The sequence below is a fragment of the Pseudomonas sp. 4CAES_32.4 genome, from assembly GCF_058136335.1.
In genome coordinates, this window is sequence record NZ_CM176882.1 from 999,237 (window position 1) to 1,025,756 (window position 26,520).

The 26,520-nt window shown below is 58.9% G+C and carries 29 protein-coding genes; 13 read left to right on the forward strand and 16 right to left on the reverse strand.

Annotation, left to right across the window (positions count from 1 at the left end; all coding sequences use genetic code 11):
- Window positions 1-174: 174 nt before the first annotated feature.
- Both cysD and cysN read left to right on the forward strand, forming a co-directional pair.
- Window positions 175-1,092, forward strand: coding sequence for a sulfate adenylyltransferase subunit CysD (gene cysD, locus AC3Y64_RS04365; RefSeq protein ID WP_007912374.1), 918 nt, complete (start codon window positions 175-177; stop codon window positions 1,090-1,092).
- 9 nt (window positions 1,093-1,101) lie between these two features.
- Window positions 1,102-3,000 carry a sulfate adenylyltransferase subunit CysN gene (gene cysN / locus AC3Y64_RS04370; RefSeq protein WP_489986557.1) on the forward strand — a complete coding sequence of 633 codons (1,899 nt, stop codon included), beginning with the start codon at window positions 1,102-1,104 and terminating at the stop codon, window positions 2,998-3,000.
- A 197-nt stretch (window positions 3,001-3,197) separates the two neighbouring features.
- Here the strand turns inward: cysN and yihG are convergent, their stop codons facing one another.
- From yihG to AC3Y64_RS04385, 3 genes are read right to left on the reverse strand one after another with little or no spacing between them, the layout of a single operon-like run.
- Window positions 3,198-4,103, reverse strand: coding sequence for a 1-acylglycerol-3-phosphate O-acyltransferase, YihG family (gene yihG, locus AC3Y64_RS04375; protein ID WP_489986558.1), 906 nt, complete (start codon window positions 4,101-4,103; stop codon window positions 3,198-3,200).
- Window positions 4,104-6,203 (reverse strand): phosphate acetyltransferase, encoded by a 2,100-nt coding sequence (gene pta, locus AC3Y64_RS04380; protein WP_008085028.1) that lies wholly within the window; start codon window positions 6,201-6,203, stop codon window positions 4,104-4,106.
- Between the two features lie 60 nt (window positions 6,204-6,263).
- The gene (locus AC3Y64_RS04385; protein WP_489986559.1) at window positions 6,264-6,590 is read right to left on the reverse strand and encodes a DUF3565 domain-containing protein; all 327 of its coding nucleotides are present in this window, start codon (window positions 6,588-6,590) and stop codon (window positions 6,264-6,266) included.
- Here AC3Y64_RS04385 and AC3Y64_RS04390 point away from each other — a divergent pair.
- The 3 genes from AC3Y64_RS04390 to AC3Y64_RS04400 all read left to right on the forward strand — a co-directional run bounded on the left by AC3Y64_RS04390 (window position 6,559) and on the right by AC3Y64_RS04400 (window position 8,913).
- Entirely contained in the window at window positions 6,559-7,044 is a 486-nt protein-coding gene (locus tag AC3Y64_RS04390; protein ID WP_158961139.1) for an FKBP-type peptidyl-prolyl cis-trans isomerase, read from the forward strand. The genes AC3Y64_RS04385 and AC3Y64_RS04390 overlap by 32 nt on opposite strands.
- Before the next feature lie 124 nt (window positions 7,045-7,168).
- Window positions 7,169-7,651, forward strand: coding sequence for a glutathione peroxidase (locus tag AC3Y64_RS04395; protein WP_158961141.1), 483 nt, complete (start codon window positions 7,169-7,171; stop codon window positions 7,649-7,651).
- A 158-nt stretch (window positions 7,652-7,809) separates the two neighbouring features.
- A complete protein-coding gene (locus tag AC3Y64_RS04400; protein WP_489986560.1) occupies window positions 7,810-8,913 on the forward strand; it encodes an NADH:flavin oxidoreductase in 1,104 nt (367 codons plus the stop codon).
- 133 nt (window positions 8,914-9,046) lie between these two features.
- On the opposite strand, the gene AC3Y64_RS04405 is transcribed toward AC3Y64_RS04400, so the two are convergent.
- Both AC3Y64_RS04405 and cysZ read right to left on the reverse strand, forming a co-directional pair.
- A complete protein-coding gene (locus AC3Y64_RS04405; protein WP_489986561.1) occupies window positions 9,047-10,246 on the reverse strand; it encodes a glycosyltransferase family 4 protein in 1,200 nt (399 codons plus the stop codon).
- 42 nt (window positions 10,247-10,288) lie between these two features.
- Window positions 10,289-11,041 carry a sulfate transporter CysZ gene (gene cysZ / locus AC3Y64_RS04410; RefSeq protein ID WP_489986562.1) on the reverse strand — a complete coding sequence of 251 codons (753 nt, stop codon included), beginning with the start codon at window positions 11,039-11,041 and terminating at the stop codon, window positions 10,289-10,291.
- Window positions 11,042-11,353: 312 nt separating this feature from the next.
- Here cysZ and trxB point away from each other — a divergent pair, with 312 nt between their 5' ends.
- Window positions 11,354-12,316, forward strand: a complete 963-nt coding sequence (trxB, locus tag AC3Y64_RS04415) for a thioredoxin-disulfide reductase (protein WP_212549706.1) — start codon at window positions 11,354-11,356, stop codon at window positions 12,314-12,316.
- Between the two features lie 216 nt (window positions 12,317-12,532).
- On the opposite strand, the gene AC3Y64_RS04420 is transcribed toward trxB, so the two are convergent.
- The 6 genes from AC3Y64_RS04420 to AC3Y64_RS04445 all read right to left on the reverse strand — a co-directional run bounded on the left by AC3Y64_RS04420 (window position 12,533) and on the right by AC3Y64_RS04445 (window position 15,579).
- Window positions 12,533-12,871, reverse strand: coding sequence for a HopJ type III effector protein (locus AC3Y64_RS04420; RefSeq protein WP_102900671.1), 339 nt, complete (start codon window positions 12,869-12,871; stop codon window positions 12,533-12,535).
- Entirely contained in the window at window positions 12,864-13,160 is a 297-nt protein-coding gene (locus tag AC3Y64_RS04425) for a DUF1244 domain-containing protein (RefSeq protein WP_489986563.1), read from the reverse strand. Before AC3Y64_RS04425 ends, AC3Y64_RS04420 begins: the two co-directional genes overlap by 8 nt.
- A 96-nt stretch (window positions 13,161-13,256) precedes the next feature.
- Window positions 13,257-13,628 carry a dihydroneopterin triphosphate 2'-epimerase gene (gene folX, locus AC3Y64_RS04430; protein WP_007914273.1) on the reverse strand — a complete coding sequence of 124 codons (372 nt, stop codon included), beginning with the start codon at window positions 13,626-13,628 and terminating at the stop codon, window positions 13,257-13,259.
- Window positions 13,629-14,189 carry a GTP cyclohydrolase I FolE gene (folE, locus tag AC3Y64_RS04435; RefSeq protein WP_489986564.1) on the reverse strand — a complete coding sequence of 187 codons (561 nt, stop codon included), beginning with the start codon at window positions 14,187-14,189 and terminating at the stop codon, window positions 13,629-13,631. It abuts the gene before it with no gap.
- Between the two features lie 21 nt (window positions 14,190-14,210).
- Window positions 14,211-14,921: a dihydromonapterin reductase gene (gene folM, locus AC3Y64_RS04440; RefSeq protein WP_489986565.1), complete on the reverse strand. Its 711-nt coding sequence runs from the start codon at window positions 14,919-14,921 to the stop codon at window positions 14,211-14,213.
- Between the two features lie 88 nt (window positions 14,922-15,009).
- On the reverse strand, window positions 15,010-15,579 hold the full coding sequence (locus tag AC3Y64_RS04445) for an antibiotic biosynthesis monooxygenase (protein ID WP_489986566.1): 570 nt from the start codon (window positions 15,577-15,579) through the stop codon (window positions 15,010-15,012).
- Window positions 15,580-15,791: 212 nt separating this feature from the next.
- Between AC3Y64_RS04445 and AC3Y64_RS04450 the strand changes: the two genes are divergently transcribed.
- Window positions 15,792-16,751 carry a MerR family transcriptional regulator gene (locus AC3Y64_RS04450; RefSeq protein ID WP_489986567.1) on the forward strand — a complete coding sequence of 320 codons (960 nt, stop codon included), beginning with the start codon at window positions 15,792-15,794 and terminating at the stop codon, window positions 16,749-16,751.
- A gap of 1 nt (window position 16,752) precedes the next feature.
- Here AC3Y64_RS04450 and AC3Y64_RS04455 read toward each other — a convergent pair whose 3' ends face one another.
- Both AC3Y64_RS04455 and AC3Y64_RS04460 read right to left on the reverse strand, forming a co-directional pair.
- Complete coding sequence (locus AC3Y64_RS04455) at window positions 16,753-17,358, reverse strand: hypothetical protein (RefSeq protein WP_158961161.1); 606 nt, start codon at window positions 17,356-17,358, stop codon at window positions 16,753-16,755.
- A gap of 54 nt (window positions 17,359-17,412) precedes the next feature.
- The gene (locus AC3Y64_RS04460) at window positions 17,413-17,889 is read right to left on the reverse strand and encodes a PAS domain-containing protein (RefSeq protein ID WP_489986568.1); all 477 of its coding nucleotides are present in this window, start codon (window positions 17,887-17,889) and stop codon (window positions 17,413-17,415) included.
- A 153-nt stretch (window positions 17,890-18,042) separates the two neighbouring features.
- Between AC3Y64_RS04460 and AC3Y64_RS04465 the strand changes: the two genes are divergently transcribed.
- Window positions 18,043-18,498, forward strand: coding sequence for a flavodoxin (locus AC3Y64_RS04465; protein WP_489986569.1), 456 nt, complete (start codon window positions 18,043-18,045; stop codon window positions 18,496-18,498).
- Here the strand turns inward: AC3Y64_RS04465 and AC3Y64_RS04470 are convergent.
- The gene (locus AC3Y64_RS04470) at window positions 18,488-19,375 is read right to left on the reverse strand and encodes a LysR family transcriptional regulator (protein WP_489986570.1); all 888 of its coding nucleotides are present in this window, start codon (window positions 19,373-19,375) and stop codon (window positions 18,488-18,490) included. The two genes, AC3Y64_RS04465 and AC3Y64_RS04470, sit on opposite strands and share 11 nt — an antisense overlap.
- A 97-nt stretch (window positions 19,376-19,472) precedes the next feature.
- Between AC3Y64_RS04470 and AC3Y64_RS04475 the strand changes: the two genes are divergently transcribed.
- The 5 genes from AC3Y64_RS04475 to AC3Y64_RS04495 all read left to right on the forward strand — a co-directional run bounded on the left by AC3Y64_RS04475 (window position 19,473) and on the right by AC3Y64_RS04495 (window position 23,464).
- The gene (locus tag AC3Y64_RS04475; protein ID WP_489986571.1) at window positions 19,473-19,859 is read left to right on the forward strand and encodes a CidA/LrgA family protein; all 387 of its coding nucleotides are present in this window, start codon (window positions 19,473-19,475) and stop codon (window positions 19,857-19,859) included.
- Complete coding sequence (locus tag AC3Y64_RS04480) at window positions 19,849-20,535, forward strand: LrgB family protein (protein ID WP_489986572.1); 687 nt, start codon at window positions 19,849-19,851, stop codon at window positions 20,533-20,535. The genes AC3Y64_RS04475 and AC3Y64_RS04480 overlap by 11 nt, the downstream gene beginning before the upstream one ends.
- Window positions 20,536-20,666: 131 nt before the next feature.
- Window positions 20,667-21,449, forward strand: a complete 783-nt coding sequence (locus AC3Y64_RS04485) for a class II aldolase/adducin family protein (protein WP_489986573.1) — start codon at window positions 20,667-20,669, stop codon at window positions 21,447-21,449.
- The gene (locus AC3Y64_RS04490) at window positions 21,449-22,351 is read left to right on the forward strand and encodes an alpha/beta fold hydrolase (protein WP_489986574.1); all 903 of its coding nucleotides are present in this window, start codon (window positions 21,449-21,451) and stop codon (window positions 22,349-22,351) included. Before AC3Y64_RS04485 ends, AC3Y64_RS04490 begins: the two co-directional genes overlap by 1 nt.
- Window positions 22,352-22,552: 201 nt before the next feature.
- On the forward strand, window positions 22,553-23,464 hold the full coding sequence (locus AC3Y64_RS04495) for an SDR family oxidoreductase (RefSeq protein WP_489986575.1): 912 nt from the start codon (window positions 22,553-22,555) through the stop codon (window positions 23,462-23,464).
- A 45-nt stretch (window positions 23,465-23,509) separates the two neighbouring features.
- On the opposite strand, the gene AC3Y64_RS04500 is transcribed toward AC3Y64_RS04495, so the two are convergent.
- Window positions 23,510-23,773 carry a bacteriocin immunity protein gene (locus AC3Y64_RS04500; RefSeq protein WP_489986576.1) on the reverse strand — a complete coding sequence of 88 codons (264 nt, stop codon included), beginning with the start codon at window positions 23,771-23,773 and terminating at the stop codon, window positions 23,510-23,512.
- Entirely contained in the window at window positions 23,757-25,997 is a 2,241-nt protein-coding gene (locus AC3Y64_RS04505) for an S-type pyocin domain-containing protein (RefSeq protein ID WP_489986577.1), read from the reverse strand. Before AC3Y64_RS04505 ends, AC3Y64_RS04500 begins: the two co-directional genes overlap by 17 nt.
- Between the last annotated feature and the right edge of the window lie 523 nt (window positions 25,998-26,520).

A 26,520-nucleotide genomic window follows, 5' to 3' on the forward strand; every position in this document is an offset into this window, starting at 1 on the left:
AAAGGAACGCAGCCTTCGGCAGCTCCTGCAGGACCGTCATCGCCCAAACGAGCGGGCATATTCATATACCCTTTCGATCTAGTTGGCGTCCTGATTAGAAGAGGTCGCTGTGCTAGGATTCCCCGCTCGAACACGGCCCGCTGGCCGTTCATAAGAAAGCTTTCGTGAGTAGCCATGGTCGACAAACTGACGCATCTGAAACAGCTGGAGGCGGAAAGCATCCACATCATCCGCGAGGTGGCAGCCGAGTTCGATAACCCGGTGATGCTGTACTCCATCGGTAAAGACTCCGCCGTGATGCTGCACCTGGCACGCAAGGCGTTCTTCCCGGGCAAACTGCCGTTTCCGGTGATGCACGTCGACACCCGCTGGAAATTCCAGGAGATGTACAAGTTCCGCGACAAGATGGTCGAAGAACTGGGCCTGGATCTGATCACCCACATCAACCCCGATGGCGTGGCGCAGAACATCAACCCGTTCACCCACGGCAGCGCCAAACACACCGACATCATGAAAACCGAAGGCCTGAAACAGGCACTCGACAAGCATGGTTTCGACGCAGCGTTCGGCGGTGCCCGTCGCGATGAAGAGAAATCCCGCGCCAAAGAGCGCGTCTACTCGTTCCGCGACAGCAAGCACCGCTGGGACCCGAAAAACCAGCGCCCAGAACTCTGGAACGTCTACAACGGCAAGGTCAACAAGGGCGAATCCATTCGTGTGTTCCCGTTGTCGAACTGGACCGAGCTGGACATCTGGCAGTACATCTACCTCGAAGGCATCCCGATTGTGCCGCTGTACTTCGCCGCCGAACGCGAAGTGATCGAGAAGAACGGCACGCTGATCATGATCGACGACGAGCGCATCCTCGAACACCTGTCCGACGAAGACAAAGCGCGCATCGTCAAAAAGAAAGTGCGTTTCCGTACCCTTGGCTGCTACCCGTTGACGGGCGCCGTGGAGTCCGAAGCCGAAAGCCTCACGGACATCATTCAAGAAATGCTCCTGACGCGAACTTCCGAGCGCCAGGGCCGAGTCATCGACCACGATGGCGCAGGCTCAATGGAAGACAAAAAACGTCAAGGCTATTTCTAAGGGGTTGTCATGTCGCACGTATCTGATTTGATCAGCGAGGACATCCTCGCCTACCTGGGCCAGCACGAACGTAAAGAGCTGCTGCGCTTTTTGACTTGCGGTAACGTCGATGACGGCAAGAGCACCCTGATCGGGCGCCTGCTGCACGACTCGAAAATGATCTACGAAGATCACCTCGAAGCGATTACCCGCGATTCGAAGAAAGTCGGCACCACCGGTGACGACATCGACCTGGCATTGCTGGTCGACGGTCTGCAGGCCGAGCGTGAGCAGGGCATCACCATTGATGTGGCTTACCGCTATTTCTCCACCGCCAAACGCAAATTCATCATCGCCGACACCCCCGGCCATGAGCAGTACACCCGCAACATGGCCACCGGTGCGTCCACCTGTGACCTGGCGATCATTCTGGTCGACGCCCGTTACGGCGTGCAGACCCAGACTCGTCGCCACAGCTTCATCGCCTCGTTGCTGGGGATCAAACACATCGTCGTCGCCATCAACAAGATGGATTTGAAGGGCTTCGATGAAGGCGTGTTCGAGTCGATCAAGGCTGACTACCTGAAGTTCGCTGAAGGCTTGAAGATGAAGCCGACCAGCATGCATTTCGTGCCGATGTCTGCCCTCAAAGGCGACAACGTGGTGAACAAGTCCGAGCGCTCGCCTTGGTACAAAGGCCAGTCGCTGATGGAAATTCTCGAGACTGTGGAAGTCGCGGGCGACCGCAACTTCACCGATCTGCGTTTCCCGGTGCAGTACGTCAACCGTCCGAACCTGAACTTCCGCGGTTTCGCCGGCACGCTGGCCAGCGGCATCGTCAAGAAGGGCGACGAAGTCGTGGTGCTGCCGTCGGGCAAGAGCAGCCGCGTGAAATCCATCGTCACCTTCGAAGGTGAGCTGGAACACGCCGGTCCAGGTCAGGCCGTAACGCTGACCATGGAAGACGAAATCGACATCTCCCGTGGCGACCTGTTGGTGCATGCCGACAACGTGCCGCCGGTCACCGACAGCTTCGAAGCGATGCTGGTGTGGATGGCTGAAGAGCCGATGTTGCCGGGCAAGAAATACGACATCAAACGCGCCACCAGTTACGTGCCGGGCTCCATCGCCAGCATCGTCAACAAGGTCGACGTCAACACGTTGGAAGAAGGCCCGGCGAGCGCGTTGCAGCTCAACGAAATCGGCAAGGTGAAAATCGCGCTCGACGCGCCGATCGCCCTCGACGGTTACGAAAGCAACCGCACCACCGGCGCGTTCATCATCATCGACCGTTTGACCAACGGCACTGTCGGCGCCGGCATGATCGTCGCGCAGCCAGTGACGCATGGCACTGCCACGCACCACGGCAAACTGGCGCACGTTGCGACTGAAGAACGTGCTCAGCGCTTTGGCCAGCAACCGGCGACCGTGCTGTTCAGCGGTCTGTCGGGCGCGGGCAAGAGCACGCTGGCCTATGCGGTCGAGCGCAAGCTGTTCGATATGGGCCGTGCGGTGTTCGTACTGGATGGTCAGAACCTGCGTCACGACCTCAACAAAGGTCTGCCACAGGATCGCGCCGGTCGCACTGAGAATTGGCGTCGTGCCGCGCACGTGGCGCGTCAGTTCAACGAAGCCGGTCTGCTGACCCTGGCCGCGTTCGTAGCGCCGAGTGCTGAAGGTCGCGAGCAAGCCAAGGATCTGATCGGCAAGGATCGTCTGCTGACGGTCTACGTGCAGGCCTCGCCGGCCGTGTGCGCCGAGCGTGATCCGCAAGGTCTGTATGCCGCCGCGGGCGACAACATCCCGGGCGAATCCTTCCCGTACGACGTACCGCTGAATGCCGATCTGGTGATCGACACGCAGACACTGACTCTGGAAGACAGCGTCAAGCAAGTGCTGGATCTGCTGCGTCAGCGTGGCGCGATCTAAGCAATAAAGCAGCGACAAGCTTCTAGCTTCAAGCTGCAAGAAAAGCCCGCCGATGAGTGATCATCGGCGGGCTTTTTTATTCGGGCCAACTCGGTCAACTGTGGGAGCTAGCCCTGCTAGCGATGGCGATTATCCAGTCAGCAGATCTGTTGAATGTGCATCCGCTATCGCTAGCAGGGCTAGCTTCCACAGGGGGATCAGTGTTTGGTCGGATATTCGCGGTGCATCTGTTCCAGCAACGCATCCTTGTCCAGCCACAGCTGATTGATCCAGCCCTGAAACTGCAAACGATACTCGCCGTCCTGATCGTAATTCTTGCCGATGAATTGCTGCGGGATCTTCAGCTCTTCAAAGTGCACCACCACGTCGCGCACATTGCCGCAGAGCAAATCCCAGAACCCCGGACGACCGGCCGGATAGTGAATCGTCACGTTAACGATCGACTCGAGTTGCTCGCCCATCGCATCCAGCACAAAGGCAATCCCGCCAGCCTTCGGCTTGAGCAAATACTTGAACGGCGACTGCTGCTGCGCATGCTTGCCGTCGGTAAACCGCGTGCCCTCGACGAAGTTAAAAATCCCCACCGGGTTATGGCGAAACTTCGCGCAGGTTTTGCGCGTGGTTTCGAGGTCTTTGCCTTTCTTCTCCGGGTGCTTGGCGAGGTACGCTTTGGAGTAGCGCTTCATGAACGGAAAGCCCAGCGCCCACCAGGCCAGACCAATCACTGGCACCCAGATCAGCTCCTGCTTGAGGAAGAATTTCAGCGGCTGAATCCGGCGGTTGAGCACGTATTGCAGCACCAGAATATCGACCCAGCTCTGGTGGTTGCTGGTGATCAGGTACGAGTGTTTGTAGTCCAGACCTTGCAGGCCGCTGACGTGCCAGCGGGTGCGGCGCACCAGGTTCATCCAGCCCTTGTTGTTGCTGATCCACGCTTCATGGGTGTGGCTCATCAGCCAACCGGCGATGCGCTGGGTTAAGGCAAATGGCAAGGCCTTGACCAGCGCCACGCAGAACAGAAACGAGCACAGCAGAATCGTGTTGAGCGCCAACAGCAGCGAGGCGATCACGCCGCGCACGGGTGCAGGTAGAAAATCCAGCATTTAGACATCCATAGGTCGGTTGGCGGCTTGAATCGCGGTGAGGGCGATGGTGTAGACGATGTCATCGACTTGCGCGCCGCGCGGCAAATCGTTCACCGGTTTGCGCAGGCCTTGCAGCATCGGCCCGAGGCTGACGCAATCGGCGCTGCGTTGCACGGCTTTGTGCGTGGTGTTGCCGGTGTTCAGATCGGGGAATACGAACACCGTAGCGCGCCCGGCGACCTGACTGTTTGGCGCCAGTTGCCGGGCGACTTCTGCGTTGGCGGCGGCGTCGTATTGCAACGGGCCGTCGATCAGCAGCGAGTGCTGTTGTTCGTGGGCGAGCAGGGTGGCTTCGCGGACTTTCTCGACCTCTTCGCCGGTCGCCGATTCGCCGCTGGAGTAACTGATCATCGCCACGCGCGGGGTGATGCCGAATGCCGCAGCCGAATCCGCGCTTTGCAGGGCGATCTCGGCCAGTTCGGTGGCGCTCGGGTGCGGGTTCATTACGCAGTCGCCGTAGACCAGCACTTCTTCCGGAAACAACATGAAGAACACCGACGACACCAGCGTGCAGCCCGGTGCGGTCTTGATCAGTTGCAGAGCCGGGCGGATGGTGTTGGCGGTGGTGTTGATCACGCCGGAAACCAAGCCGTCGACCTCATCCAGTGCGAGCATCATGGTGCCGATCACCACAGTGTCTTCCAACTGTTGCTCGGCCATCGGCGCATTCAGGCTTTTGGTTTTGCGCAGGGCTACCATCGGCTCGACGTAGCGCTCGCGGATCAGATCCGGATCAAGAATCTCCAGCCCCGGCGGCAACACGATGCCTTGAGCGCGAGCGACGGCTTCGACGTCTTCCGGTTTGGCCAGCAACACGCAACGAGCAATTCCGCGTTCCTGACAGATCGCCGCCGCTTGCACGGTGAACGGCTCGCTGCCTTCGGGCAGGACGATGCGCTTGTTCGCCGCTTGCGCGCGTTGGATCAGCTGATAGCGGAACACTGCCGGTGACAGGCGCATTTCCCGTGGCGTGCCGCAGCGCTGATGCAGCCACTTGGCGTCGAGATGGCTGGCAACGAAATCGGTGATGATCTCCGCACGCTCGCGGTCATCGATGGGGATTTCCTTGTTCAAACCGTTGAGCAGGTTCGCCGTGTCGTAAGAGCCGGTGCTCACCGACAGCACCGGCAGACCGGCCTGAAGAGCGCCACGGCACAAATCCATGATGCGCGGATCGGGCAGGGTGTCGCTGGTCAGCAACAGCCCGGCCAGCGGCACGCCGTTGATCGCGGCGAGGCTGACGGCGAGGATGATGTCGTCGCGATCCCCCGGCGTCACCACCAGCACGCCGGGCTTGAGCAACTCGACGGTGTTGCGCATGGTCCGCGCGCAAATGATGATTTTGGTCATCCGCCGGGTTTCGTAATCACCGGCGTTGAGCACTTGCGCTCCCATCAGGTCGGCGACGTCGCGGGTGCGTGGCGCGTTGAGTTCCGGTTGATACGGAATGCAGCCAAGCAAGCGGAAATCCCCGCTGCGCAGCAATGGCGAATGCTCCTTCAGACGCGCGGCGAAGGCGTCCATGCTTTCTTCGGTTTTGACCTTGTTGAGGATCACACCGAGGACTTTCGGGTCTTTCGGACCGCCAAACAATTGCGCCTGCAATTCGACGCGGCCGGAGAGTTCGGCGAGCACTTCGTTTTCCGGTGCCGAGACCAGAATCACCTCGGCATCGAGGCTCTTGGCCAAGTGCAGGTTGACCCGCGCGGCGTAACTCGCACTGCGAGTCGGCACCATGCCTTCGACGACCAGCACGTCTTTGCCGATGGCGGCTTGCTGATAGAGGGTGATGATTTCTTCGAGCAGCTCATCAAGCTGACCGTCGCCGAGCATCCGCTCGACGTGGGCCAGGCCGAGCGGTTGCGGCGGTTTCAGGCCGTGGGTGCGCGCCACCAGTTCGGTGGAACGCTCAGGGCCGGTGTCGCCCGGGTGCGGCTGGGCAATCGGTTTGAAGAAGCCGACTTTCAGCCCTGCGCGCTCAAGCGTACGCACCAGCCCGAGGCTGATGGAGGTCAGACCCACGCCAAAATCGGTGGGGGCGATAAAAAAAGTTTGCATGCGAATTCTCTAAAGTTGCATGGCAATGGTGGTCGCTTATAGCTGACGACCTACCGAAATTCAGTCGCCAAGGTTATCGCTAACCGAGCCTTGTGCGCACCAACCGCAGGCAAAGGGTTGGCCTATTTTTTCAATACGTTGCGCAGGGTCGAGCACCCAGACGCGAGATTGCCAGGGCGGCTGATGGCGCAGGTGCTGGGTGTGGCCACAGGAAAGCTCGGCCACCCAATGGCCCTCTTCGTCTTGATGGAAGCCTGCGATCGTCGAAACCCGTTTGTCCGGGTTGTGTTCGCTTTCGCGCGATTGCTTCGCTAAACTTGGCCTTTCTATATTCTTCTGCAAAAGGTCTCGCCCCATGCTGATCGCCGCCAATAAGGCTGTCTCCATCGACTATACCCTGACCAACGACGCTGGTGAGGTCATCGACAGCTCCGCCGGCGGCGCTCCGCTGGTCTACCTGCAAGGCGCAGGCAACATCATCCCGGGCCTGGAAAAAGCTCTGGAAGGCAAAGCTGTTGGTGACGAGCTGGAAGTTTCCGTTGAACCGGAAGACGCTTACGGTGAATACGCCGCCGAGCTGGTCAGCACCCTGAGCCGCAGCATGTTCGAAGGCGTTGACGAGCTGGAAGTCGGCATGCAGTTCCACGCTTCGGCGCCGGACGGCCAGATGCAAATTGTCACCATCCGTGACCTCGACGGCGACGACGTAACCGTCGACGGTAACCACCCACTGGCCGGTCAGCGCCTGAACTTCAAAGTGAAGATCGTCGCTATCCGTGACGCCAGCGAAGAAGAAATCGCTCATGGCCACGTCCATGGCGAAGGTGGCCATCACCACTGATTTTCTGCGCTAAGCTTTCGAGAACTGGAGAGGCGCCTGCGGGCGCCTTTTTAGTCCGCGGCTGTCCTTGGTAGCCTCGCCAAGTGGCTGTTTCGAGAAGAACACGGGAATCCTGGAGTACGTCATGAGTGCTTTTCACGACCTTAAGTTGACAGCCCTGGATGGTCAGGAGCTACCGCTGGCACCGTTCAAGGGCCAAGTCGTGCTGGTGGTCAACGTCGCCTCCAAATGCGGCTTGACCCCTCAGTACGCGGCGCTGGAAAACCTCTATCAGCAGTTCAAAGGCAAGGGCTTCAGTGTATTGGGCCTGCCGTGCAACCAGTTTGCCGGCCAGGAACCAGGCACCGAACAGGAAATTCAGGACTTCTGCAGCCTCAACTATGGCGTGACATTTCCGTTGTCGAGCAAGCTCGAAGTCAACGGCCACGATCGTCATCAGTTGTACCGTTTGCTGGCGGGCGAGGGCGCGGAGTTTCCCGGTGACATCACCTGGAATTTCGAGAAGTTCCTGCTCGGCAAGGACGGTCGGGTGTTGGCGCGATTCTCGCCACGCACGGCGCCGGATGATCCAACGGTGGTTCAGGCGATTGAAAAAGCCCTGGGCTGAACCGCAAGAATCGCAGCCATCGGGCTGCGATTTTTTTTGCCTGCCTTTTGACCCTTAATCATTCAGATCAATAATGCTTTCGCGTTGGCGTCATCACGCATATTATCGCCGTCATATGGTTTTATGCCCTGTCGATAACGTTTTCGTGGAGCCCTTCGATGCCCGTTCAAGCCTTGTTCAAACCGTTCCAACTCGGTGCCCTCGAACTGCCGACCCGTGTGGTCATGGCGCCAATGACCCGTTCTTTCTCTCCGGGCGGCGTGCCTAATTCGAAAGTCATCGAGTACTACCGTCGTCGCGCGGCGGCCGGCGTTGGCCTGATCATCACCGAAGGCACCACCGTCGGTCACATTGCCTCCAACGGCTATCCGAACGTGCCGCAATTCTTTGGTGAAGCGCCATTGGCCGGCTGGAAAAAAGTCGTAGACGCCGTTCACGCAGAAGGCGGCAAGATTGTTCCGCAACTGTGGCACGTCGGCAGCGTACGCCGCATCGGCACCGAACCGGACGCCAGCGTGCCGGGCTACGGCCCGTCGGAAAAACTCAAGGACGGTCAGGTCGTGGTGCACGGCATGACCCAGCAAGACATCCAGGACGTGATTGCTGCCTTCGCCCAAGCGGCCAAGGATGCAAAAAACATCGGCATGGACGGTGTGGAAATCCACGGTGCCCACGGTTATCTGGTCGATCAGTTCTTCTGGGAAGGCAGCAACCAGCGCACCGACGAATACGGCGGCAGCCTGGCCAACCGTTCGCGCTTTGCCATCGAGTTGGTTCAAGCGGTACGTGCTGCGGTCGGCGAAGATTTCCCGATCATCTTCCGTTTCTCGCAGTGGAAGCAGCAGGATTACACCGCGCGTCTGGTGCAAACCCCGGAAGCGCTGGGCGAATTCCTCAAGCCGTTGTCTGACGCCGGGGTGGATATTTTCCACTGCTCGACGCGACGTTTCTGGGAGCCTGAGTTCGACGGCTCTGACCTGAACCTGGCGGGCTGGACCCGCAAGCTGACCGGCAAACCGACCATCACCGTCGGCAGCGTCGGCCTCGATGGCGAGTTCCTGCAGTTCATGGTCAACACCGACAAGGTCGCGCAACCGGCCAGTCTGGAGAACCTGCTGGAGCGGCTGAACAACGAGGAATTCGATCTGGTGGCAGTCGGCCGTGCGCTGCTGGTCGATCCGGATTGGGCGCTGAAAGTCCGCGAAGGGCGCGAGCAGGATATTCTGCCGTTCAGCCGTGAGGCGTTGATGTCGCTGGTTTAACCAGCGCTCTCACTGACGCTATCGCTGGCAAGCCAGCTCCCACAGGGTTTGAGGTGATCACAGTTGTTGTGAACACCAGTGAACCTGTGGGAGCTGGCTTGCCAGCGATGGCGGCTTCAAACTCAGTAAAAATTCAGGGCAGTGTCTGAGCCCCAGGCACCACCAGCTCCCCCAAACACGCCCCACGCAAATGCCCCTCAAACTGCTCAATAATCGCCGCCCACCCTTGGCGACTCGCGTGCTGCCGCGCATTCAGCCGTACGCAACGCAACGTCTCATCTTCCTCCAGCAACCACGCCGCCGCCTCGCAAAACGCCTGCTCATCACCCGGCATCGCCAACACGCCGTTGTAGCCATGGCGAATATGCTGCGCCGCCGCGGCCTGATCGTAAGCCACCACGCCCAGCCCTGAAGCCAGCGCTTCAAGCACAACATTGCCGAAAGTTTCAGTCAGGCTCGGAAACACAAACAGATCCCCGGACGCGTAGTGCGCCGCCAACGCTTCACCGCGCTGAGCCCCGCAGAAAATCGCCTCGGGCAGTTCCTTTTCCAACGCCAGCCGTTGCGGCCCGTCGCCGACCACGATCAGTTTCAGATTGCGTTGTGGATAAGTCTCGCGCAGGGTTGCGAAGCTGCGCTTGAGCAAGCGCAGATTTTTCTCCGGGGCGAGGCGTCCTACGTGAATCACGGCGATATCGCGCTCGCCCAGACCCCACTGCTCACGCAAGGCGTTCAGGCGTTTGCTCGGATGGAACAACTGACTGTCGACACCACGCGACAACAACGCCAAGCGCTCGAAATGCCGCCGCTCCAGTTCCAGGCGTTGGCTGACACTGGGCACCAGCGTCATCGCCGAGCGATTGTGGAACCAGCGCAGATAATGCGTGAGCATCCGCGTCAGCAGACCGAGCCCATATTGACTGGTGTATTGCTGAAAATTGGTATGGAAACCGCTGACCACGGAAATCCCCAAACGCCGTGCCGCACGCAGCGCCGACAGGCCCAGCGGCCCTTCAGTGGCGATGTACAACACGTCCGGGCGCTGACGCTTCCAGCGACGCAGCAGTTTGTGCATCGACGACTGACCCCATTGCAGCCCCGGATACCCCGGCAACGGCCAGCCTCGGCACAGCAGCAGCGCGTCATCTTCACCGCGCTGTGGATCGCTGGCCTGACGCGGGCGCACCAGGTCGACACGGTGCCCGCGCGCGCGCAAGCCGTCGCACAAGCGGCCAAGGGTATTGGCCACGCCGTTGATTTCAGGAGGGAAGGTTTCGCTGATGAGGGTGATGTGTAGAGCTGTCGTCATGACCTCAGTGTCGACTGAGGCCATGTCGTGCTTGTGACGTTCGGATGATGGATTTGTGACGCCGCTTCAGCGCTGCGTCACGAGATTCTCGGCGCCGCGCTCACGTACCCAGAACAGCGTCGCCCCAGCGACAGCCGCCGGCATCATCAGGATGTTGACCACCGGAATCAGCAGCACCAGATAGACAATCCCGCCGAAGCTCATGCTCTGCCAGCGCTTCTGTCGCAGCCAGGCGAGCATCTCGTTCCAGCCCAGTTTGTGGTTGTCCGCCGGGTAGTCGATGTACTGGATCGCCATCATCCACACGCCGAACAGCAACCACAGCGGCGCGGCGATGATGTTCACCACCGGGATGAACGAGAGGATGAACAGGCCGATGGCACGGGGCAGGAAATAGCCGAGTTTGCGCATTTCCCGAGCGAGGGTGCGCGGGACCATGGCGATCAGTTCGCCCCAGCTGAACGCCGGGAAATCATCAGTGCCGCGCACCACCACTTCGACTTTCTCCGCGAGGAAGCCGTTGAACGGTGCGGCGATCACGTTGGCCAGCATGGTGAAGGTGAAAAACACCATCAGCGCCACCAGCACCACGAACAAAGGCCAGAGGATGTAACTGAGGAAGCTCAGCCATTCCGGTAGCGATGGCATCAACGTGTCGACCCACAGGCTGAACTGGTGGCCGGCCAGATAGATCAATCCGACGAACAGCATCAGGTTGATCAGCAGCGGCAACAACACGAACAGGCGCAAGCCTGGGCTCAAGACCAGTTTGAGGCCTTCGCGCAGGTATTGCGGGCCGGACAGAACAGGGGCGGGCATAAGGTGCTCCGAACAAGGGAAAACGCGCCGACCTTACCGACTTTGCCACGGCTGTGAAAGCGCGGTAGAGCGATCGACATTCACTGTAACAAAGACGTCCATCTCGTCAGTGTGTCGGCATAGAGACCACCTATGAGCTGGATTGTTAAACCGTATTTCCTTAATCTTGCCCCCCTCGATACGCTGCACCCAACTTTTTACAGGACTGTCGAGCCCAAGCCTTCCCCAAGGTTTTCCACGGTCCTTTTTTATTTCCGCCGGCAGTCCGGCGATCCGTGCCAGTTTTTTCGGCCCGGTCAACAGGAGCAGGTCATGTCTGAAGTCCGTCATTCGCGAGTGATTATTCTCGGTTCCGGCCCTGCCGGTTACAGCGCTGCGGTGTACGCGGCCCGTGCCAACCTCAAGCCACTGCTGATCACCGGCATGCAGGCCGGCGGTCAACTGACCACCACCACCGAAGTCGACAACTGGCCGGGCGACGTCCACGGTCTGACCGGTCCAGCCCTGATGGAGCGCATGCGCGAGCACGCCGAGCGTTTTGAAACCGAGATCGTTTTCGATCACATCAACGCTGTGGATTTCGCTGCCAAGCCTTACACCCTGACCGGCGACAGCGCGGTTTACACCTGCGACGCCCTGATCATCGCCACCGGCGCCAGCGCTCGTTACCTGGGCCTGCCGTCGGAAGAAGCGTTCATGGGCAAAGGCGTTTCGGCCTGCGCAACCTGCGACGGTTTCTTCTACCGCAACAAGCCAGTGGCTGTGGTCGGCGGCGGCAACACCGCGGTTGAAGAAGCGCTGTACCTGGCCAACATCGCCAGCACAGTGACCCTGATCCACCGTCGCGAAACTTTCCGCGCCGAGAAGATCCTGATCGACAAGCTCAACGCTCGCGTGGCTGAAGGCAAGATCATCCTCAAGTTGAACGCCAACCTCGACGAAGTCCTGGGCGACAACATGGGCGTGACCGGTGCGCGTCTGAAGAACAACGACGGCAGCTTCGACGAAATCACTGTCGACGGCGTGTTCATCGCCATCGGCCACACCCCGAACACCTCGCTGTTCGAAGGCCAGCTGACCTTGAAAGACGGCTATCTGGTAGTGCACGGCGGCCGTGAAGGCAATGCCACTGCGACCAGCGTCGAAGGCATCTTCGCTGCCGGTGACGTGGCTGACCACGTTTACCGTCAGGCCATCACCTCGGCCGGCGCCGGCTGCATGGCGGCACTGGACACCGAGCGTTACCTGGACGGTCTGCAGAACGCTTCGTTCTAAGATCGCAGGCACAAAAAAACCGGCCAGATTGGCCGGTTTTTTTGTGTCCGCAGTTTCAGCTACGTGATGATCGTTCCCACGCTCTGCGTGGGAATGCCTCATCTGGACGCTCTGCGTCCGTTGGGACGCGGAGCGTCCCCCAGCTGCATTCCCACGCAGAGCGTGGGAACGATCAGGGTGTAGGAGCTGCCGAAGGCTGCGATCTTTTGATCTTAATCAGCGGCGAGTCAGGGGCTGGGCGGTGAATTTCACGCCGGCCAGACCGTGCTTGATCAACGCACGAATGTTGCCGTGATCACTGCCCTCAGGCGTGGCCACTACCGAGCGATAATGCTCGCCGAACGCCAGCAGCGCTTCTTCATCGCTCAGACCTTCCAGCAACGCCAGGCCCAGAGTCTTGCACGAGCCTTCGTTCTGCCCGGCGGCGTTTTCCACGCCACCGTTGTTGAACGCCTGCGGCTGATAATCGTAGCCGGCGGCGATGAAGGCCAGGGTGTCGGCGAAAGCGTGTTCGCCGCTCTTGAGACTGGCGCGCAGGGTATTCAGGTCACTCATGGGTTTTTCCTTTGGCGAACGCCACTTGTTGATCGGCGCTGGCTTCTTGCTGAAATTGGGCTTTCCACTCGGCGTACGGCATGCCGTAAACCACTTCGCGGGCGTCGTCGAGGCTGACCTCGATCTGGCGCTCGTCGGCTTCGGCCTTGTACCACTTCGACAGGCAGTTGCGGCAGAAGCCGGCGAGGTTCATCAGATCGATGTTCTGCACGTCCTTGCGGCTGTCCAGGTGGGCGACCAGCCGGCGGAAGGCGGCGGCTTCGAGTTCGAGGCGTTGTTGATCAGTCATGGAGGTCTCTGCGAGACAGCTTTGAGCGGCGAGCTTCAAGCTGCAAGATAAGTGGCGGTGACGCGAAGTTTACAGCTTGGCGCTTGAAGCTTGAAGCTAGCGGCTCGCTGCAAGCGTTATCGACACCGACTCGGCAAACCGCAGCGCATGTGGCTTGTCGACTTCGACTTCGGCGTACAGCACCGAACCGTTGCTCATCACCAGATCGAGCAATTCCTGCGTCAGGCGTTCAAGCAGCGCGAAACGGTTGCCCTCGACGTGGGCGATGATTGCCTTGGTAATCGTTCGGTAGTTCAGCGCGTGATCGATGTCGTTGTCACGCACCGCTTCTTGCGCGGCATACAGAATGGTCAGGTTGATCAGCACATCCTGCTTGTTGAGGATTTCGTCCTCGTTGATCCCGATAAAGGTGCGCAAGCGCAGATCCTTGACCCGGATGCGCGCCATTCCCGGTTGAAGTTGTGGCATTTACTTGCTCCGTCCAATCAATTGCAGGAACTCCTGGCGGGTGTTGCTCGACTCGCGGAAGGCGCCGAGCATGACCGAGGTGTTCATCGTCGAATTCTGTTTTTCCACGCCGCGCATCATCATGCACATGTGTCTGGCTTCGATGACCACGGCGACACCGGCGGCGTCGGTGACCTGTTGCACCGCGTCGGCGATTTGCCGGGTGAGGTTTTCCTGGATCTGCAGGCGTCGGGCGAACATGTCCACCAGCCGTGCGATCTTCGATAACCCCAGCACCTTGCCCGTCGGAATATAAGCCACATGGGCCTTGCCGATGAAGGGCAGCAGGTGATGTTCGCACAAAGAATACAGCTCGATGTCGGCGACGATGATCATCTCGTCGCTGTCCGAGGCAAACAGCGCGCCATTGACGATTTGCTCGACGCTCTGGTCGTAGCCGTGACACAGGTATTGCATGGCTTTCGCCGCACGTACCGGGGTGTCGCGCAGTCCTTCGCGGTCAGGGTCTTCACCGAGGCCGACGAGGATGTCGCGGTAGTTTTCAGGCAGAGAGCGGGTCATGGGCAGCCTCGCAGGCGGGTGTTATTTGACGTGCCTTCCGCCGTTGACGGTCAGGGTCGTACCGGTGACATATGGGTTGTCGAGCAGATAGCGCAGGCTCTGATAGATCACCTCGCTGCCGGGTTCGATGCCCAGCGCGGATTTGGCCAGGGCCTTGGCGCGGTACGCCGCGTCGTCGTCGGGATTGAACAATAGCAGGGCCGGCGCAATGCCGTTGACCTTGATTGCCGGCGCGTAGCGGGCGGCGAAGGACAAGGTCAAGCTGTCGAGCCCGGCCTTGGTCGCGCAATAACCGATGTGCTTGCTGCTGCCCTTACGCGTGACGTCGTCGCTGATGTGGATGATGTCGGCAGGCGTCGAGCGATGCAGCAAATCGGCGCAATGCAGGTTGATCAGATAGGGCGCGAGCATGTGAATACTGAACATGCGCGTGAAGGCATCGGCTTCATGTTCCGGCGTTTCTTCCAGCCACTCAGAGGCGTTGTGCACGATGGCGCGCAGGCTGTCGGTATGGGTTTTCAGTTCAGTGATGAAGGCGAGAATCCCGGCTTCGCTGGAGAAGTCGGCGAACAGGCCAATCGCGCCCAGATCACGCAGCGTCTGTACGCCGGGACGTTCGCTGCGGTAAGTGAAGATGACGCGATGACCGTCTTCGAGCAAACGCTGCGCACAATGCAGGCCGACACGCTGGCCGGCGCCGGTGATGAGGATCGGGGCTGCGGAATTGGACATGAACGGCTCGCATCGCGGGTGGAGCAAAAACTATAACAGCGACCAGAGCCGTACACCTATCGTCGGCGTTGCCAATCCCACAGGGCATTCAGCGGTTCTGCGAGACTGGCTCGGCAGGCACACGCCGGGCCGGAACGCTGTTCAGCCAATTGGCCAGCAACCGCGTCGACAACGGAATGAAGAAATACACCATCAACGGCGTCAGGCACGCGGTGCTGATCAACACACGCGGCAACAAACTCATCTCCGCGAGCAGCGGGCCGAGGACAAAGTTGAACAACAGTGAAACCGGAAAGAACGCCAGCCAGATCGCAACCGCCTGCTTCCAGCGCGGTGGGCGCTGACCGGCCGCGCCGAACCAACCTTCGATGCCGCTGACCCGATGCTCCTTCGGATGGGCAAACAGGTCGCTGCCACGATCCAGCCAGGCCGTGCGCGAAACCGAGTGTTCCCACGCATGCAAAGTCTGTTCATCGACGAAACGGAAAATAATCTGGAATTCGTTATCGCCGGGCGGCGGAGCGAGCACGCCTGAGCCGAGATAACCGGGAAAATCGGTGGCCAGTTGTTCGCCTTCGCGCAACCAGGCAATCAGATCCTGATAACGACCTTCAGCAACACGACGAGCGACCATCAGCGTGACGGGGGAAGTAGACATTTTGTATCTCCGCATTACGAATGCGTCATTCCGGGTAGGAATTTCGCCTGACGCAGGGCCTGGGTAGAGGCCTGCGCTTTTCAACAAGCAAGGATTATTCCTGATTTTCGTGAATTAACCATAGGCTTTCGTCGCAAGATCCCTCTTGAGCATGAAAGTGACATCAGGGTTAGAATGGATCCAATAACCCTAACAAGGAAGTTGATCGCGCAATGCCTGTCCTGACTGACCTCCCACCCGTTTCGCAGGCCGTAGCCTCACTTGAGCGCGAGGACTTGTTCCCCATCCGCGAAGTCGCACGGCTCACAGGTATCAACCCGGTGACCCTGCGCGCTTGGGAGCGCCGCTACGGTTTGATTGTGCCGACCCGCACCGAAAGCGGGCATCGTCTGTATTCGATGAACGATATCGAGCGCGTGCGCAGCATTCTCGACTGGATTGGACGCGGCGTGGCCGTGAGCAAGATCGGCAAGATCCTGGCCAAGACCGAACCGCTGAAAGTGTTGGCAAGTTTCATTTCTGACGATCAGGTGCAGAGCGATTACCTGCAATGGCAGACGCAAATCCAGCAGGCTGTGAGTTCGTTCGATGACCAGGCACTGGATCGCGTCTATTCGCAGATCTTTTCGTCTTACGCGCTGCCGGTGGTGTTTCAGGACATCCTCATGCCGCTCTGGCTGCAGTTGCTGCAACGTCAGGAAGCGTTCGGGCAAACCAGTGAATGGCTGTTCTTCGATGGTTTTCTCAGGGCGCGAGTCCTGCAGCGCATCATCATGCTGCGTGGCGCCCAACCGCGTCGGGTGATCGTCAGCGCGCTGTCGGGGCAATGTCGGGAACTGGAGTTGCTGGTGGCAGCGCTGTTCCTCAGTGGCAATGACTCGGGGGTTCGCGTGTTGACCACGGGTCAGCCATTCGATGAGCTGACCCTGGTTTGCGAAAAGACCCGGCCGGACGCACTGGTACTGTTTTCCAACCATGCACCGAGTGCCGAACTGCCTCGGCGCCTGAACCGGTTGGCGATGGGTCTGGATTGTCAGTTGATGCTGGCGGGCGATGCGTCCGATCTGGCTCGGGAAAGTCTGGCGGGATCATCCGTCGCTTGTCTGGGCAACGAAGGTTCGACCATGCGTCAGCGCATGGTGCAGTTTCTGGCGGGGAAACTGGATACCTGAATCAGGTGTGCAGCGCAGGATGAGTCAAGCGATGTTGTTGCAGAATGAACTGACGCAGGCGCTCGGTTTCATCGGCGTCGGTCTGACTCAGTTCATAGGCGTAGAAACCGCTATCGGTTTCCCGTTCGAAATTCCCGCGCAATGAAATCCGCTCGTACCCCGAAGGGCTGAACCACAAGGCGAAGTGTTTGGGTGGTTTGGTTTTGTTGCGCATTTCCAGCAGCACACCTTTGTGCGACACCTCGTGCACCCACATCATGCCTGGCTGGCCTTTGGCGTTCTCCAGCGCTACCGGTTCCTCGAGCACCAGCCGCCATGGGCGTACCATCGGGCCGTCTTCGTAAATGCTCGGTACGCCGAGGCGCAAATGCAGCGCATGAAACTCGTCTTCGACCAAGTGCAGCGGGAAGGTCATTTGCTGGTTTTCGAAGTTGGCCTGGATGGTCACCTGCTCGTGAGCGGCCAGACGCGTGAGCAAATCACGGATCTGCGAACCGCCATTGACCAGCAGACTCGACGTCGCATCCCGCACGTTCAGTTGCGGGTTGTGCTGCATGGTCTGGATGAAATCCAGCTCATCCTGAGTGAGGAGGGCGTCACGCTGCATGGCTAACTCGAAAGGAATAGTTACAAAGTCATTGGTGATTGTAGTTAATGACAATTAGTTCGCTGTTTTGTTTGAACCGTTCGTCGCTTTCAGTTCCGCCAGCTCTGCGCGCAGCGCCGCAACCTCGGCCTCAAGCTGCACAACACGCTGCTGAGCCTTGACCTGAACCGTCACGTCTTTCTGCACGCCGACGATATAAGTCATTCCGTCATCAACATTCTTCACCGTTGAAAGCGACAGTTCATTCCAGAACGGCGTGCCGTCCTTGCGATAGTTGCGCAGCGTTTCCCGACACGACCCATTGCTGCGCAGTACCTCACGAATTTTCGCCAGTGCTGGCTGATCACGGTCTCCAGCCTGCAGAAAGCGGCAGTCCTGATACAGAATCTCTTCACTGCTGTAACCGGTCAGACGCTCGAAAGCCGGGTTGACGTAAATCAGGATGGTGTCCTGCTCGCCCTCCTTTTCCGCTACGACGATGCCGTCGTTAGACGCGTTGATCACCATTTGCAGCAAGCTGGCATTGATCATCTGTGAATCCGGGCAGAGTGGTCGACGGCAGGCATTCTAGAAGAACCATCGGCGCTGTCTACTGGCCATTATCGGCAGATGAGATCCAATCGCAGCTTTGCAGCGCAGGCTGCTACTATCGCCGCTCATTTTTTCAGTTTCAGGATCAGATTGATGAAAGTCGCCATCCTCTCCGGTTCGGTCTACGGCACCGCCGAAGAAGTCGCCCGCCACGCCCAGAACCTGTTGAAAGCCGCTGGCTTTGAAACCTTCTATAACTCGCGCGCCAGCCTGGCGGACCTGCAAGGGTTCGGTCCTGAAGCATTGCTCGCCGTGACCTCGACCACCGGCATGGGCGAGTTGCCGGATAACCTGCAACCGTTGTACTCGACCATTCGCGATCAGTTGCCGGCAGCCTGGCGCGGTTTGCCGGGCGCCGTTATTGCGTTGGGCGACGCCAGTTATGGCGACACATTCTGCGGCGGCGGCGAGCAGATGCGTGAATTGTTCGGTGAGCTGGGCGTGGTTGAGGTGCAAGACATGTTGCGCATCGACGCCAGCGAAAGCGTGACCCCGGAAACCGACGCCGAGCCTTGGCTGGCGCAGTTGATCGACGCGCTCAAGGGCTGATCGGCCGCTCGCGCAGGAGTGCCAGCCACGCCTGCGCGGCGTTCGACAGATAGGCGCCCTGACGCCAGATGAACGCGATGTCCCAGCGCAGATAGTCCGGCGCGCGCAACGTCAGGCGCACCACACCTGGCCGCACCAGCCCGCGCGCGACGACGCTGGGCAACAACACCACGCCTTGCCCGGCGGCCACCAGCGCCGCAAGAAAATCCGCCTGGCCGCTGCGCCCGCCTTCCTTCGGCGTAAAACCCATTTGCTGGCACGCCTGCAGCAAACGATCGTTGAGCACGAAGCTGCGCTGATACAGCAGGAACGGCGTGTCGGCCAATTCCTCCAGTCCGATTTCGCCGCGCTCGGCCAACGGATGATCGACCGGTAGCAGCGCATCGAGCTTCTCATCGCAAAACGGCTGACAGTCGAACTGCGGATCCTTCGGCAGCAAGCTGCCACCCAATTCCAACTCACCATTGAGCACGGCTTGCTCGATATTACGGCTACCGCCCTCGAGCAACTGCACGCTGATGTTTGGGTAGCGCCGACGATATTCAGCAAACAGCCCGGCGAACAAAGCATCACTGCCCAACAGCGGCAGGCCCAGGCGCAGCTCGCCACGGGCCAGATGACTGAGGTCGTCCAATTCGACCAGCAGCTCATTGCGCAAACGCAGCATGGCTTCGGCGCGCTGCAGCACCACGCTGCCAGCGGCGGTCAGGCGCAGCTGTGAGCCGAGCCGCTCGAGCAGCGGCGTGCCGAGGCTTTGCTCCAATTGCGCGACCTGTTTACTCACCGCTGATTGACTGATGTGCAGGGTTTTCGCCGCTTGGGTGAAACCGCCCTGGTGCATGACTTCGACAAAACTGCGCAGCTGTTTGAATTCCATGAGCCTGATTCCAGTTTGGAATGGCTGCGAGTCTAACAATTCGCTTCGGGGATGGCAGGTCGCTTCGTAAAATAGGCCTCTGTAAGGAGCCAACCTCATGAACGCCGCCAGATTCAAACACCTTTCCCGTCTGTTCGCCGAACTCGCCGTGCTGCTCGGTCTCTACTTGCTCGGCTGCCAACTCGCGGCGTGGTTGCCCTGGCCGATTCCCGGCGGCGTGATCGGTATGGCGCTGTTGCTGCTGGCCTTCGCATTCGGCTGGGTCAAACCGGCGGCGCTGCAATTGGGCGCGGGCCTGCTGATGGCCGAGATGTTGCTGTTTTTCATTCCCGCGCTGATGAGCCTGCTCGATTACGGCACGTTGCTGCGCGATGACGGCTGGCGGATTTTACTGGTGATCGCCGCCAGCACCTTGATGGTGATGCTGGTGACCGCGTTCACCGTGGAACTGGCCGTGCGCGCGAGGCGATCCCATGAAGCTTGAATGGATGCCGATGTTCTGGCTCGCCTTCACGTTGTTGGCGTACTTGTTCAGCCGCTGGGTTTATCGGCGCACCGGGCGTTATGTGTTGTCGCCGCTGATTCTGGTGCCGGCGTTGCTTCTCGCGCTCGCCGTGCCGCTGCACACCGCGTACGCCGAATATTCCAGCAACACTCATTGGCTGATGCTGGTATTGGGCCCGGTGACCGTCGCCTTCGCCGTGCCGATCTGGCAGCAACGACGTTTATTGATGCGGCACTGGTCGGCGCTGATGTTGGGCATGGTGGCGGGCAGTGCGGCTTCGATTGGCACCTCGTTCGGCTTGGCCAAGGCATTGGCGCTCGACAGTTCGGTAACGATGTCGCTGGTGCCACGCTCGATCACCACGCCGTTCGCCATGCCGCTGGCGCAAAACCTCGGCGGTGTGCCGGAGTTGACCGCGGTGTTCGTGATGTTCACCGGTGTTTTCGGTGCGATGCTTGGCGGTGTGCTGCTCAAATGGTTGCCGCTGCGCAGTGCCTTGGCGCGGGGCGCGTTATTTGGCGTCGGCGCACACGGCGCCGGTGTCAGTCGCGCCCATGAAGTGGGCGGTGAGGAAGGCTCTGTTGCCGGGCTGGTGATGGTGCTGACCGGCCTGCTTAACCTGTTTGCCGCGCCTTTGTTGGCGTCGTTGCTTTGACGTGGATCCAAGCTGTTTGCATGGCTGACCCGGTCAGTCATCAAGCTGGCTGCCAATGCAACTACGCGATTGCCTGCACCTGACTAGACTGCTGTCACGTGCAGAACAATAAGAACGCAGAGGTGCATACAGTGAGCGTAGCCCCCGTCCAATCGTCCCTTCATGTCAAAGACCAGGTCAGCGCCGCCGAGTGGCAGGCCCGGGTTGATCTCGCCGCTTGTTACCGTCTGGTCGCGTTACATGGCTGGGACGATCTGATCTTCACCCACATTTCCGCCAAGGTGCCGGGCACCGAAGATTTCCTGATCAACCCGTTCGGCCTGATGTTCCATGAGATCACTGCGTCGAGCCTGGTGAAAGTCGATCAGGCCGGCAACAAGCTCATGGACAGCCCTTACGAGATCAATCCCGCCGGCTACACCATCCACAGCGCGGTGCACGAAGTGCGGCACGATGTGGTTTGCGTGCTGCATACCCACACCGCATCCGGCGTCGCGGTGTCGGCGCAAAAGCAAGGCGTGTTGCCGATCAGCCAGCAGTCGCTGTTCGTGCTGTCGAGCCTGGCCTATCACGCCTACGAAGGTGTCGCGCTGAACCACGAAGAGAAGGCGCGCTTGCAGGCCGACCTCGGCGAAAACAATTTCCTGATGCTGCACAACCACGGTCTGCTGACCTGCGGCGGCACCATCGCCGACACCTTTCTGATGATGTTCACCTTCCAGCGCGCCTGCGACATTCAGGTTATGGCGCAAACCGGTGGCGCTGAACTCATCGCCATCGAACCGCAGATTCTGGCGGGCGCCAAAGCGATGATTGCCGGCGTCACCAAAAGTGCTCAAGGCATGGGTGGCGCGTTGGCCTGGCCAGCGTTGCTGCGCAAACTCGATAAACAAGACCCCGGATATAAACTCTAATGCCTCTTGCCGAGATTCCTCTGTGTGTCTGGCGTAAACGCAGCCAGACGTTTGTCTTTCGTGGCCAGCCGATCCGTTACTGGACGGCTGGGCAGGGTGAGCCGCTGCTGCTGATCCACGGCTTCCCGACCGCCAGTTGGGACTGGCATTACCTGTGGCAGCCACTGGCCCAGCGTTATCGGGTGATTGCCTGCGACATGCTCGGTTTCGGCGATTCAGCCAAGCCGATCAACCACACCTACAGCTTGTTGGAGCAGGCGGATTTGCAGCAGGCGTTGCTCGCGCATCTGCAGATCGAGCAACCGGTGCATGTGCTGGCGCACGATTACGGTGACAGCGTCGCGCAGGAATTGCTCGCGCGGCATTACGAGGACCGGATTGAAATCGCCAGTTGTGTATTTCTTAACGGCGGACTGTTTCCAGAAACTCATCGCCCGGTGCTGATGCAAAAACTGCTGCTGAGCCCACTGGGCTGGATGATCGGTCGCGCGTTTACCCGCGATGCACTGGTGAAAAGTTTTCGGCAGATCTTTGGGCCGAACACTCGGCCTACAGAGAGCGAACTGGATGATTTCTGGAGCCTGGTCGACAGCAATCGTGGGCCACGCATCATGCACAAGCTGATCAGCTACATCCCCGAACGCCGGGTCCAGCGTGATCGTTGGGTGGCGGCCATGCAGCGTGGCGAAATTCCGTTGCGGTTGATTGACGGTGAAGTTGATCCGATTTCCGGTGCGCATATGGTCGAGCGCTATCGGGAATTGATTCCTGACGCAGACACGGTGCAGTTGCCGGGTATCGGTCACTATCCACAGACCGAAGCGCCGGTGCAGGTGCTTAAGCACTATCTGGAATTTCGCGAGCGTCAAGTGCTGCCGCCGCGCAAAGTGGCCTGTTCCTGAAGATCAAAAGATCGCAGCCTTCGGCAGCTCCTGCGTAGATTTGTGTAGGAGCTGCCGAAGACTGCGATCTTGTGCTTTTCAAACCTGACTATCCCTCAGCCTTATCGCACACCATTCAGCCCCAACCGTGTTCATTGTGACCAAAAGCCCCGTGCGTGACACTCGGGATCAATGTTCTATTGGCCTGTTGGAGTTGCCCTGATGAATGAGTCTGTGCGTTTCGAAGATAAAGTCGTAATCGTCACCGGAGCCGGTGGTGGCCTCGGACGGGCGCACGCTCTGTTGTTCGCCAGACAAGGCGCGAAAGTGCTGGTCAACGACCTCGGCGGCTCGGCGCAGGGCGAAGGCGCCAATGCCTCCGCCGCCGACCGCGTGGTCGCGGAAATCCGCGAGGCCGGCGGTACCGCCGAAGCCAACCACGACTCCGTTACCGACGGCGACAAACTGGTGCAGAACGCCCTCGACGTCTTCGGCCGTGTTGACGTCGTGGTGAACAACGCCGGCATCCTGCGCGACAAGACCTTCCACAAAATGGACGACGCCGATTGGGATCTGGTTTATCGCGTCCACGTCGAAGGCGCCTACAAGGTCACCCGCGCGGCATGGCCGCATATGCGCGAGCAAAACTACGGGCGGGTGATCTTCACCGCCTCGACCTCGGGCATCTACGGCAACTTCGGCCAGTCCAACTACGGCATGGCCAAACTCGGCCTGTACGGCCTGACCCGCACCCTGGCCATCGAAGGCCGCAAGAACAACATTCTCGTCAACGCCATCGCGCCAACCGGCGGCACGCGCATGACCGAAGGCCTGATCCCGCCGCAAGTGTTCGAACAACTCAAACCGGAACTGGTCAGCCCGCTGGTGGTGTACCTGGCGAGCGAGCAATGCCAGGAAACTTCCGGGCTGTTCGAAGTCGGTGGCGGCTGGATGGGCAAAGTGCGTTGGGAGCGCAGCCTGGGAGCCGGGTTCGATCCGCGCGTAGGCTTCTCGCCCGAGGATGTCGCGGCGCATTGGCAGCAGATCTGTGATTTCGAAGGCGCGGCGCATCCGAAGGACAATATTGAAGCGCTGAAGGAAATGATGGCGAATTTGCAGAAGTATTCGCTGTAGCCGGACATAGAGCGGGCAGGCATAAGGTGCCTGCCCGCTCTTTTTTTATTCTTCGGCTTTGAATCCGGGTTTTCCGTTGGCGGCGCGCCAAGCTTTAATGGTTTCTAATGCGCCTTCCGGGCTGTCCTCAACACCCTCTTCCGGGTAGTACAAAATGTCGGAGCCGTTCGGATGCTCGGAGGTGGCTACAATATTGGCAACTATCGCATCGTGTTCTCGTTCTGAAGAATAATCTCCGCTAACCAAGCGATTTATCAATGCTGCGTATTCCGCCTCTGTGTATTGTTCGAATTTATTCTTGAGAATCATTTTTTTGTTCTCTCATCCTAGAGTGGGTTTCGATGTGCTGTCTCGGTGTCAGTATGCGAAGGTTATCAATGTCGTAGACTGCGCCACCTTCAGATATAGGCTCAATATGATGAATATCGAGCTTTATTTTTCCTCCAATTTGTTCAGATTTTGGCGCACGGGGTGCAAGACCATTCTTAACGTCAAATTTGTTGAAGGTAGTGAAATGGTCAAGCAATGAAGGTTCGCTTCCTACGGCCTTCCAAAACGCCCTTCGAAATGCCCTGAAACTCGAAAACTCCCTGTCTCGAAGCTTATCCGCAATCTGCGTTGGAACGGGCGCACCTTGTTGTGTGGCCGCCGACCCCAACCAATTACCTGAAACCGTTTGCCCCCTCCCGGTTGCTACGCCGGGATCTTGCCGGCGATCCCTGAATACTGTGAGCACCGGCGGGATGCCGGAGTCGATCGGAAAGACTGTGATGTGTCCATCAAGCCCGTACAGGTCCAGTTCAGGAAACGGGTCTATTCGCCCGGCGACGGGTTCGACTGTCGCACCCTCATAGATTGGCAACTGACGGTCGACCAGAGGAAATGACGACGACTGATCAAGTTGCTCGATCAGCGGGGTCCAGGTGACGATGGGGCCGTTCAAATCGGCGGTGCCAGCGCTGGATACGTAAGCGTTTTTCCCTGCATCGAAGTGAGCAAGTCTTACCGGGATACTGCTGGGCACCGTGATGCCGTCGGTGGTGACAATGACAATTTCTACGCGGTTGCCTATCGTTCTGGTGCCTAGTCGTACAGGTAGATCCAGGTGGCCGTTGTTCGCTGCCACTTCATACAGATCGCCTGTCAAATCAGGTGCAAGTTCGGATAGCGCGATGCCTGCGGAAAAGAGATCACCGTTGCCCAGTTCAGACGGGACGAGCAGGGCGGCAAATCCAACCAGAACAGGCGCTGCGAAAGTGGACGCTGCGGAGATTGCGGTGGCGATACTGGTTCGAAGTGCGTTCGTGAGCGCCAGAGACGTCACTCGATCGGTGGCGATATTGCCAAGTGTTCCCGAAAAAGTCGGCCCGAATTCAACGGCTGAACCGACGTGGGCGAACTCAGGTTTTTCCCATCGCGCCTCTATCTGCATTCGCCATTTGATTTTTTGACGTGCCAGTTCTGCCTGTCGCGTGGCTTCGGCTTCGGCATCCAGCGCTGCCTGCGCTCGCCGTCTTTCCTGTGCCTCCAGCTCAGCCTGCAACAACCGCTTGCGACGGTTCTTCTCGGCTTGCTCGCGAATGACTGCCTGCTCTGCACGCAGTGCTTTCTCGCGCTGATGCTCGCGCTGTTCTTGTTGAGTCCGATACGCTCGTTCGATGCGTAGATTCTCAGCCTCGGCTTGCCGATGTTTTTCTGCGAGCGCCTCAAGTCGTGCGTGTTCCGCCCTCACTTGGCGAGCCGCTGCTTCAGCGGCAGTTCGTGCTAGCTCCTCAGCAAGACGACGGGCCTCTGCCAGCGTGGCAAGGCGTTCCCGCTCACGAACAAGGATTTCCTCGTGGTCTCGGCGTGCCTTCTCGGCAGCGGCTCTGTGGCGTTGCAGCTCCGCAGCAATGCGCTCGCGTTCGGCTGCCAGCCGTTGGGTTTCTGCTGCAGCTGCCTGGGCCTGATTATTCGCCTGTACGGCGTTCAGCCAATTCTGCACATTGATCTGCTGCTGATGCAGAACCGCGAGAGTCTGTGCCAGCAGCTGTGCCTCCTGGGCGGACCGGTAAGATTGCCGCCATTGGGTAAACGCCGGTCCGTTGGGCCTGAGGTGACGGTCAAATGTTGCAGCGCGGGCGAGAAATTGATGCGCTGTTTTGCCTATGGGGTCTTCACCGTAGAAATGTTGAGCGATTGCAGTGTGTTGCTGAAACTCAAGATTCTTTCGTTGAATAACGGTATTGCGGACGGCCAATTCGCGAATGATCGATTCGGCGGGTGGAAGTGCGTGAGTTGAGCCTTCGAGGCGAACCGTAGCCAGATCAGCTTCGATAGTTTGATTAATCTGCGCGCTTCTCTGGGCGAACTCATTTGTCAACGGAATAATAAAGCTCTGAACTTGTTGTTCGTATTTGCTGTGATTTCCCGGGGTACCAAACACGCCGCTGCGCAATAGTTCAACTTCGGTTTCTTGCGGGGATTTGAAGCGGGGAGGCTGCACTGCTGTGATGACAATAGGATCTATTTCGTAAGACGTAGGCTTCTGCATATTCATATCCTTTTGAATGTGCGTGATTTCCGCTAAATACCGATCAGAAGTGATGGCATTCGCGAATAATTGATTCGTTTCAAGTTACAAGAAACTTGCGGTTAACGAGTCCGAGAAGACCGTAAGTAACAAGATGTTGTTTTGTGCGAACTTTCGAGGGCGGATAATTTCGCGAGGAGAATTCTTTCGCAAAAAAAGAAATCTCCGACATGGTTCGCGCAAAACTATAGGCAGCGTGCGTTTTGACGTTTCTGCAGGCATAAAAAAGGCCGCTGCAAACGCAGCGGCCAAGGTAAGACGTTGGATCAAGGAGCTACAAATCAACGTCAGTGAACACGGGGTTAAGAAACCGAATCCTTCGATTCCTCTGAAGTCTGTTGCCAATCGCTTCAGTGACTCAGCGTAGCTGGCTTCGCGCTTTCCGGCGGCTGCCGTGAAAGCGCGTTCAGAATAAGGTCTTGAGCGTGTAGGAAAAATACCGATTCCGGACATGCACTGTTGCGGGGCATGCAACAGTCCCGTG

What these genes read in the sequence shown, in the direction of transcription:
- AC3Y64_RS04400 (WP_489986560.1), top strand. Translation starts at nt 7,810, where the DNA reads ATGCCCGTTCAAGCCTTGTTCAAACCGTTCCAACTCGGTGCCCTCGAA.
- folX (WP_007914273.1), bottom strand. Translation starts at nt 13,628, where the DNA reads ATGCCACAACTTCAACCGGGAATGGCGCGCATCCGGGTCAAGGATCTG.
- AC3Y64_RS04405 (WP_489986561.1), bottom strand. Translation starts at nt 10,246, where the DNA reads ATGGCCTCAGTCGACACTGAGGTCATGACGACAGCTCTACACATCACC.
- AC3Y64_RS04500 (WP_489986576.1), bottom strand. Translation starts at nt 23,773, where the DNA reads ATGATTCTCAAGAATAAATTCGAACAATACACAGAGGCGGAATACGCA.
- AC3Y64_RS04395 (WP_158961141.1), top strand. Translation starts at nt 7,169, where the DNA reads ATGAGTGCTTTTCACGACCTTAAGTTGACAGCCCTGGATGGTCAGGAG.
- cysN (WP_489986557.1), top strand. Translation starts at nt 1,102, where the DNA reads ATGTCGCACGTATCTGATTTGATCAGCGAGGACATCCTCGCCTACCTG.
- trxB (WP_212549706.1), top strand. Translation starts at nt 11,354, where the DNA reads ATGTCTGAAGTCCGTCATTCGCGAGTGATTATTCTCGGTTCCGGCCCT.
- pta (WP_008085028.1), bottom strand. Translation starts at nt 6,203, where the DNA reads ATGCAAACTTTTTTTATCGCCCCCACCGATTTTGGCGTGGGTCTGACC.
- AC3Y64_RS04495 (WP_489986575.1), top strand. Translation starts at nt 22,553, where the DNA reads ATGAATGAGTCTGTGCGTTTCGAAGATAAAGTCGTAATCGTCACCGGA.
- AC3Y64_RS04420 (WP_102900671.1), bottom strand. Translation starts at nt 12,871, where the DNA reads ATGAGTGACCTGAATACCCTGCGCGCCAGTCTCAAGAGCGGCGAACAC.
- AC3Y64_RS04450 (WP_489986567.1), top strand. Translation starts at nt 15,792, where the DNA reads ATGCCTGTCCTGACTGACCTCCCACCCGTTTCGCAGGCCGTAGCCTCA.
- AC3Y64_RS04455 (WP_158961161.1), bottom strand. Translation starts at nt 17,358, where the DNA reads ATGCAGCGTGACGCCCTCCTCACTCAGGATGAGCTGGATTTCATCCAG.
- AC3Y64_RS04470 (WP_489986570.1), bottom strand. Translation starts at nt 19,375, where the DNA reads ATGGAATTCAAACAGCTGCGCAGTTTTGTCGAAGTCATGCACCAGGGC.
- AC3Y64_RS04490 (WP_489986574.1), top strand. Translation starts at nt 21,449, where the DNA reads ATGCCTCTTGCCGAGATTCCTCTGTGTGTCTGGCGTAAACGCAGCCAG.
- AC3Y64_RS04505 (WP_489986577.1), bottom strand. Translation starts at nt 25,997, where the DNA reads ATGCAGAAGCCTACGTCTTACGAAATAGATCCTATTGTCATCACAGCA.
- AC3Y64_RS04465 (WP_489986569.1), top strand. Translation starts at nt 18,043, where the DNA reads ATGAAAGTCGCCATCCTCTCCGGTTCGGTCTACGGCACCGCCGAAGAA.
- folM (WP_489986565.1), bottom strand. Translation starts at nt 14,921, where the DNA reads ATGTCCAATTCCGCAGCCCCGATCCTCATCACCGGCGCCGGCCAGCGT.
- folE (WP_489986564.1), bottom strand. Translation starts at nt 14,189, where the DNA reads ATGACCCGCTCTCTGCCTGAAAACTACCGCGACATCCTCGTCGGCCTC.
- AC3Y64_RS04385 (WP_489986559.1), bottom strand. Translation starts at nt 6,590, where the DNA reads ATGGAGACAGCCTTATTGGCGGCGATCAGCATGGGGCGAGACCTTTTG.
- AC3Y64_RS04475 (WP_489986571.1), top strand. Translation starts at nt 19,473, where the DNA reads ATGAACGCCGCCAGATTCAAACACCTTTCCCGTCTGTTCGCCGAACTC.
- AC3Y64_RS04460 (WP_489986568.1), bottom strand. Translation starts at nt 17,889, where the DNA reads ATGATCAATGCCAGCTTGCTGCAAATGGTGATCAACGCGTCTAACGAC.
- AC3Y64_RS04425 (WP_489986563.1), bottom strand. Translation starts at nt 13,160, where the DNA reads ATGACTGATCAACAACGCCTCGAACTCGAAGCCGCCGCCTTCCGCCGG.
- cysZ (WP_489986562.1), bottom strand. Translation starts at nt 11,041, where the DNA reads ATGCCCGCCCCTGTTCTGTCCGGCCCGCAATACCTGCGCGAAGGCCTC.
- AC3Y64_RS04480 (WP_489986572.1), top strand. Translation starts at nt 19,849, where the DNA reads ATGAAGCTTGAATGGATGCCGATGTTCTGGCTCGCCTTCACGTTGTTG.
- AC3Y64_RS04390 (WP_158961139.1), top strand. Translation starts at nt 6,559, where the DNA reads ATGCTGATCGCCGCCAATAAGGCTGTCTCCATCGACTATACCCTGACC.
- cysD (WP_007912374.1), top strand. Translation starts at nt 175, where the DNA reads ATGGTCGACAAACTGACGCATCTGAAACAGCTGGAGGCGGAAAGCATC.
- AC3Y64_RS04445 (WP_489986566.1), bottom strand. Translation starts at nt 15,579, where the DNA reads ATGTCTACTTCCCCCGTCACGCTGATGGTCGCTCGTCGTGTTGCTGAA.
- yihG (WP_489986558.1), bottom strand. Translation starts at nt 4,103, where the DNA reads ATGCTGGATTTTCTACCTGCACCCGTGCGCGGCGTGATCGCCTCGCTG.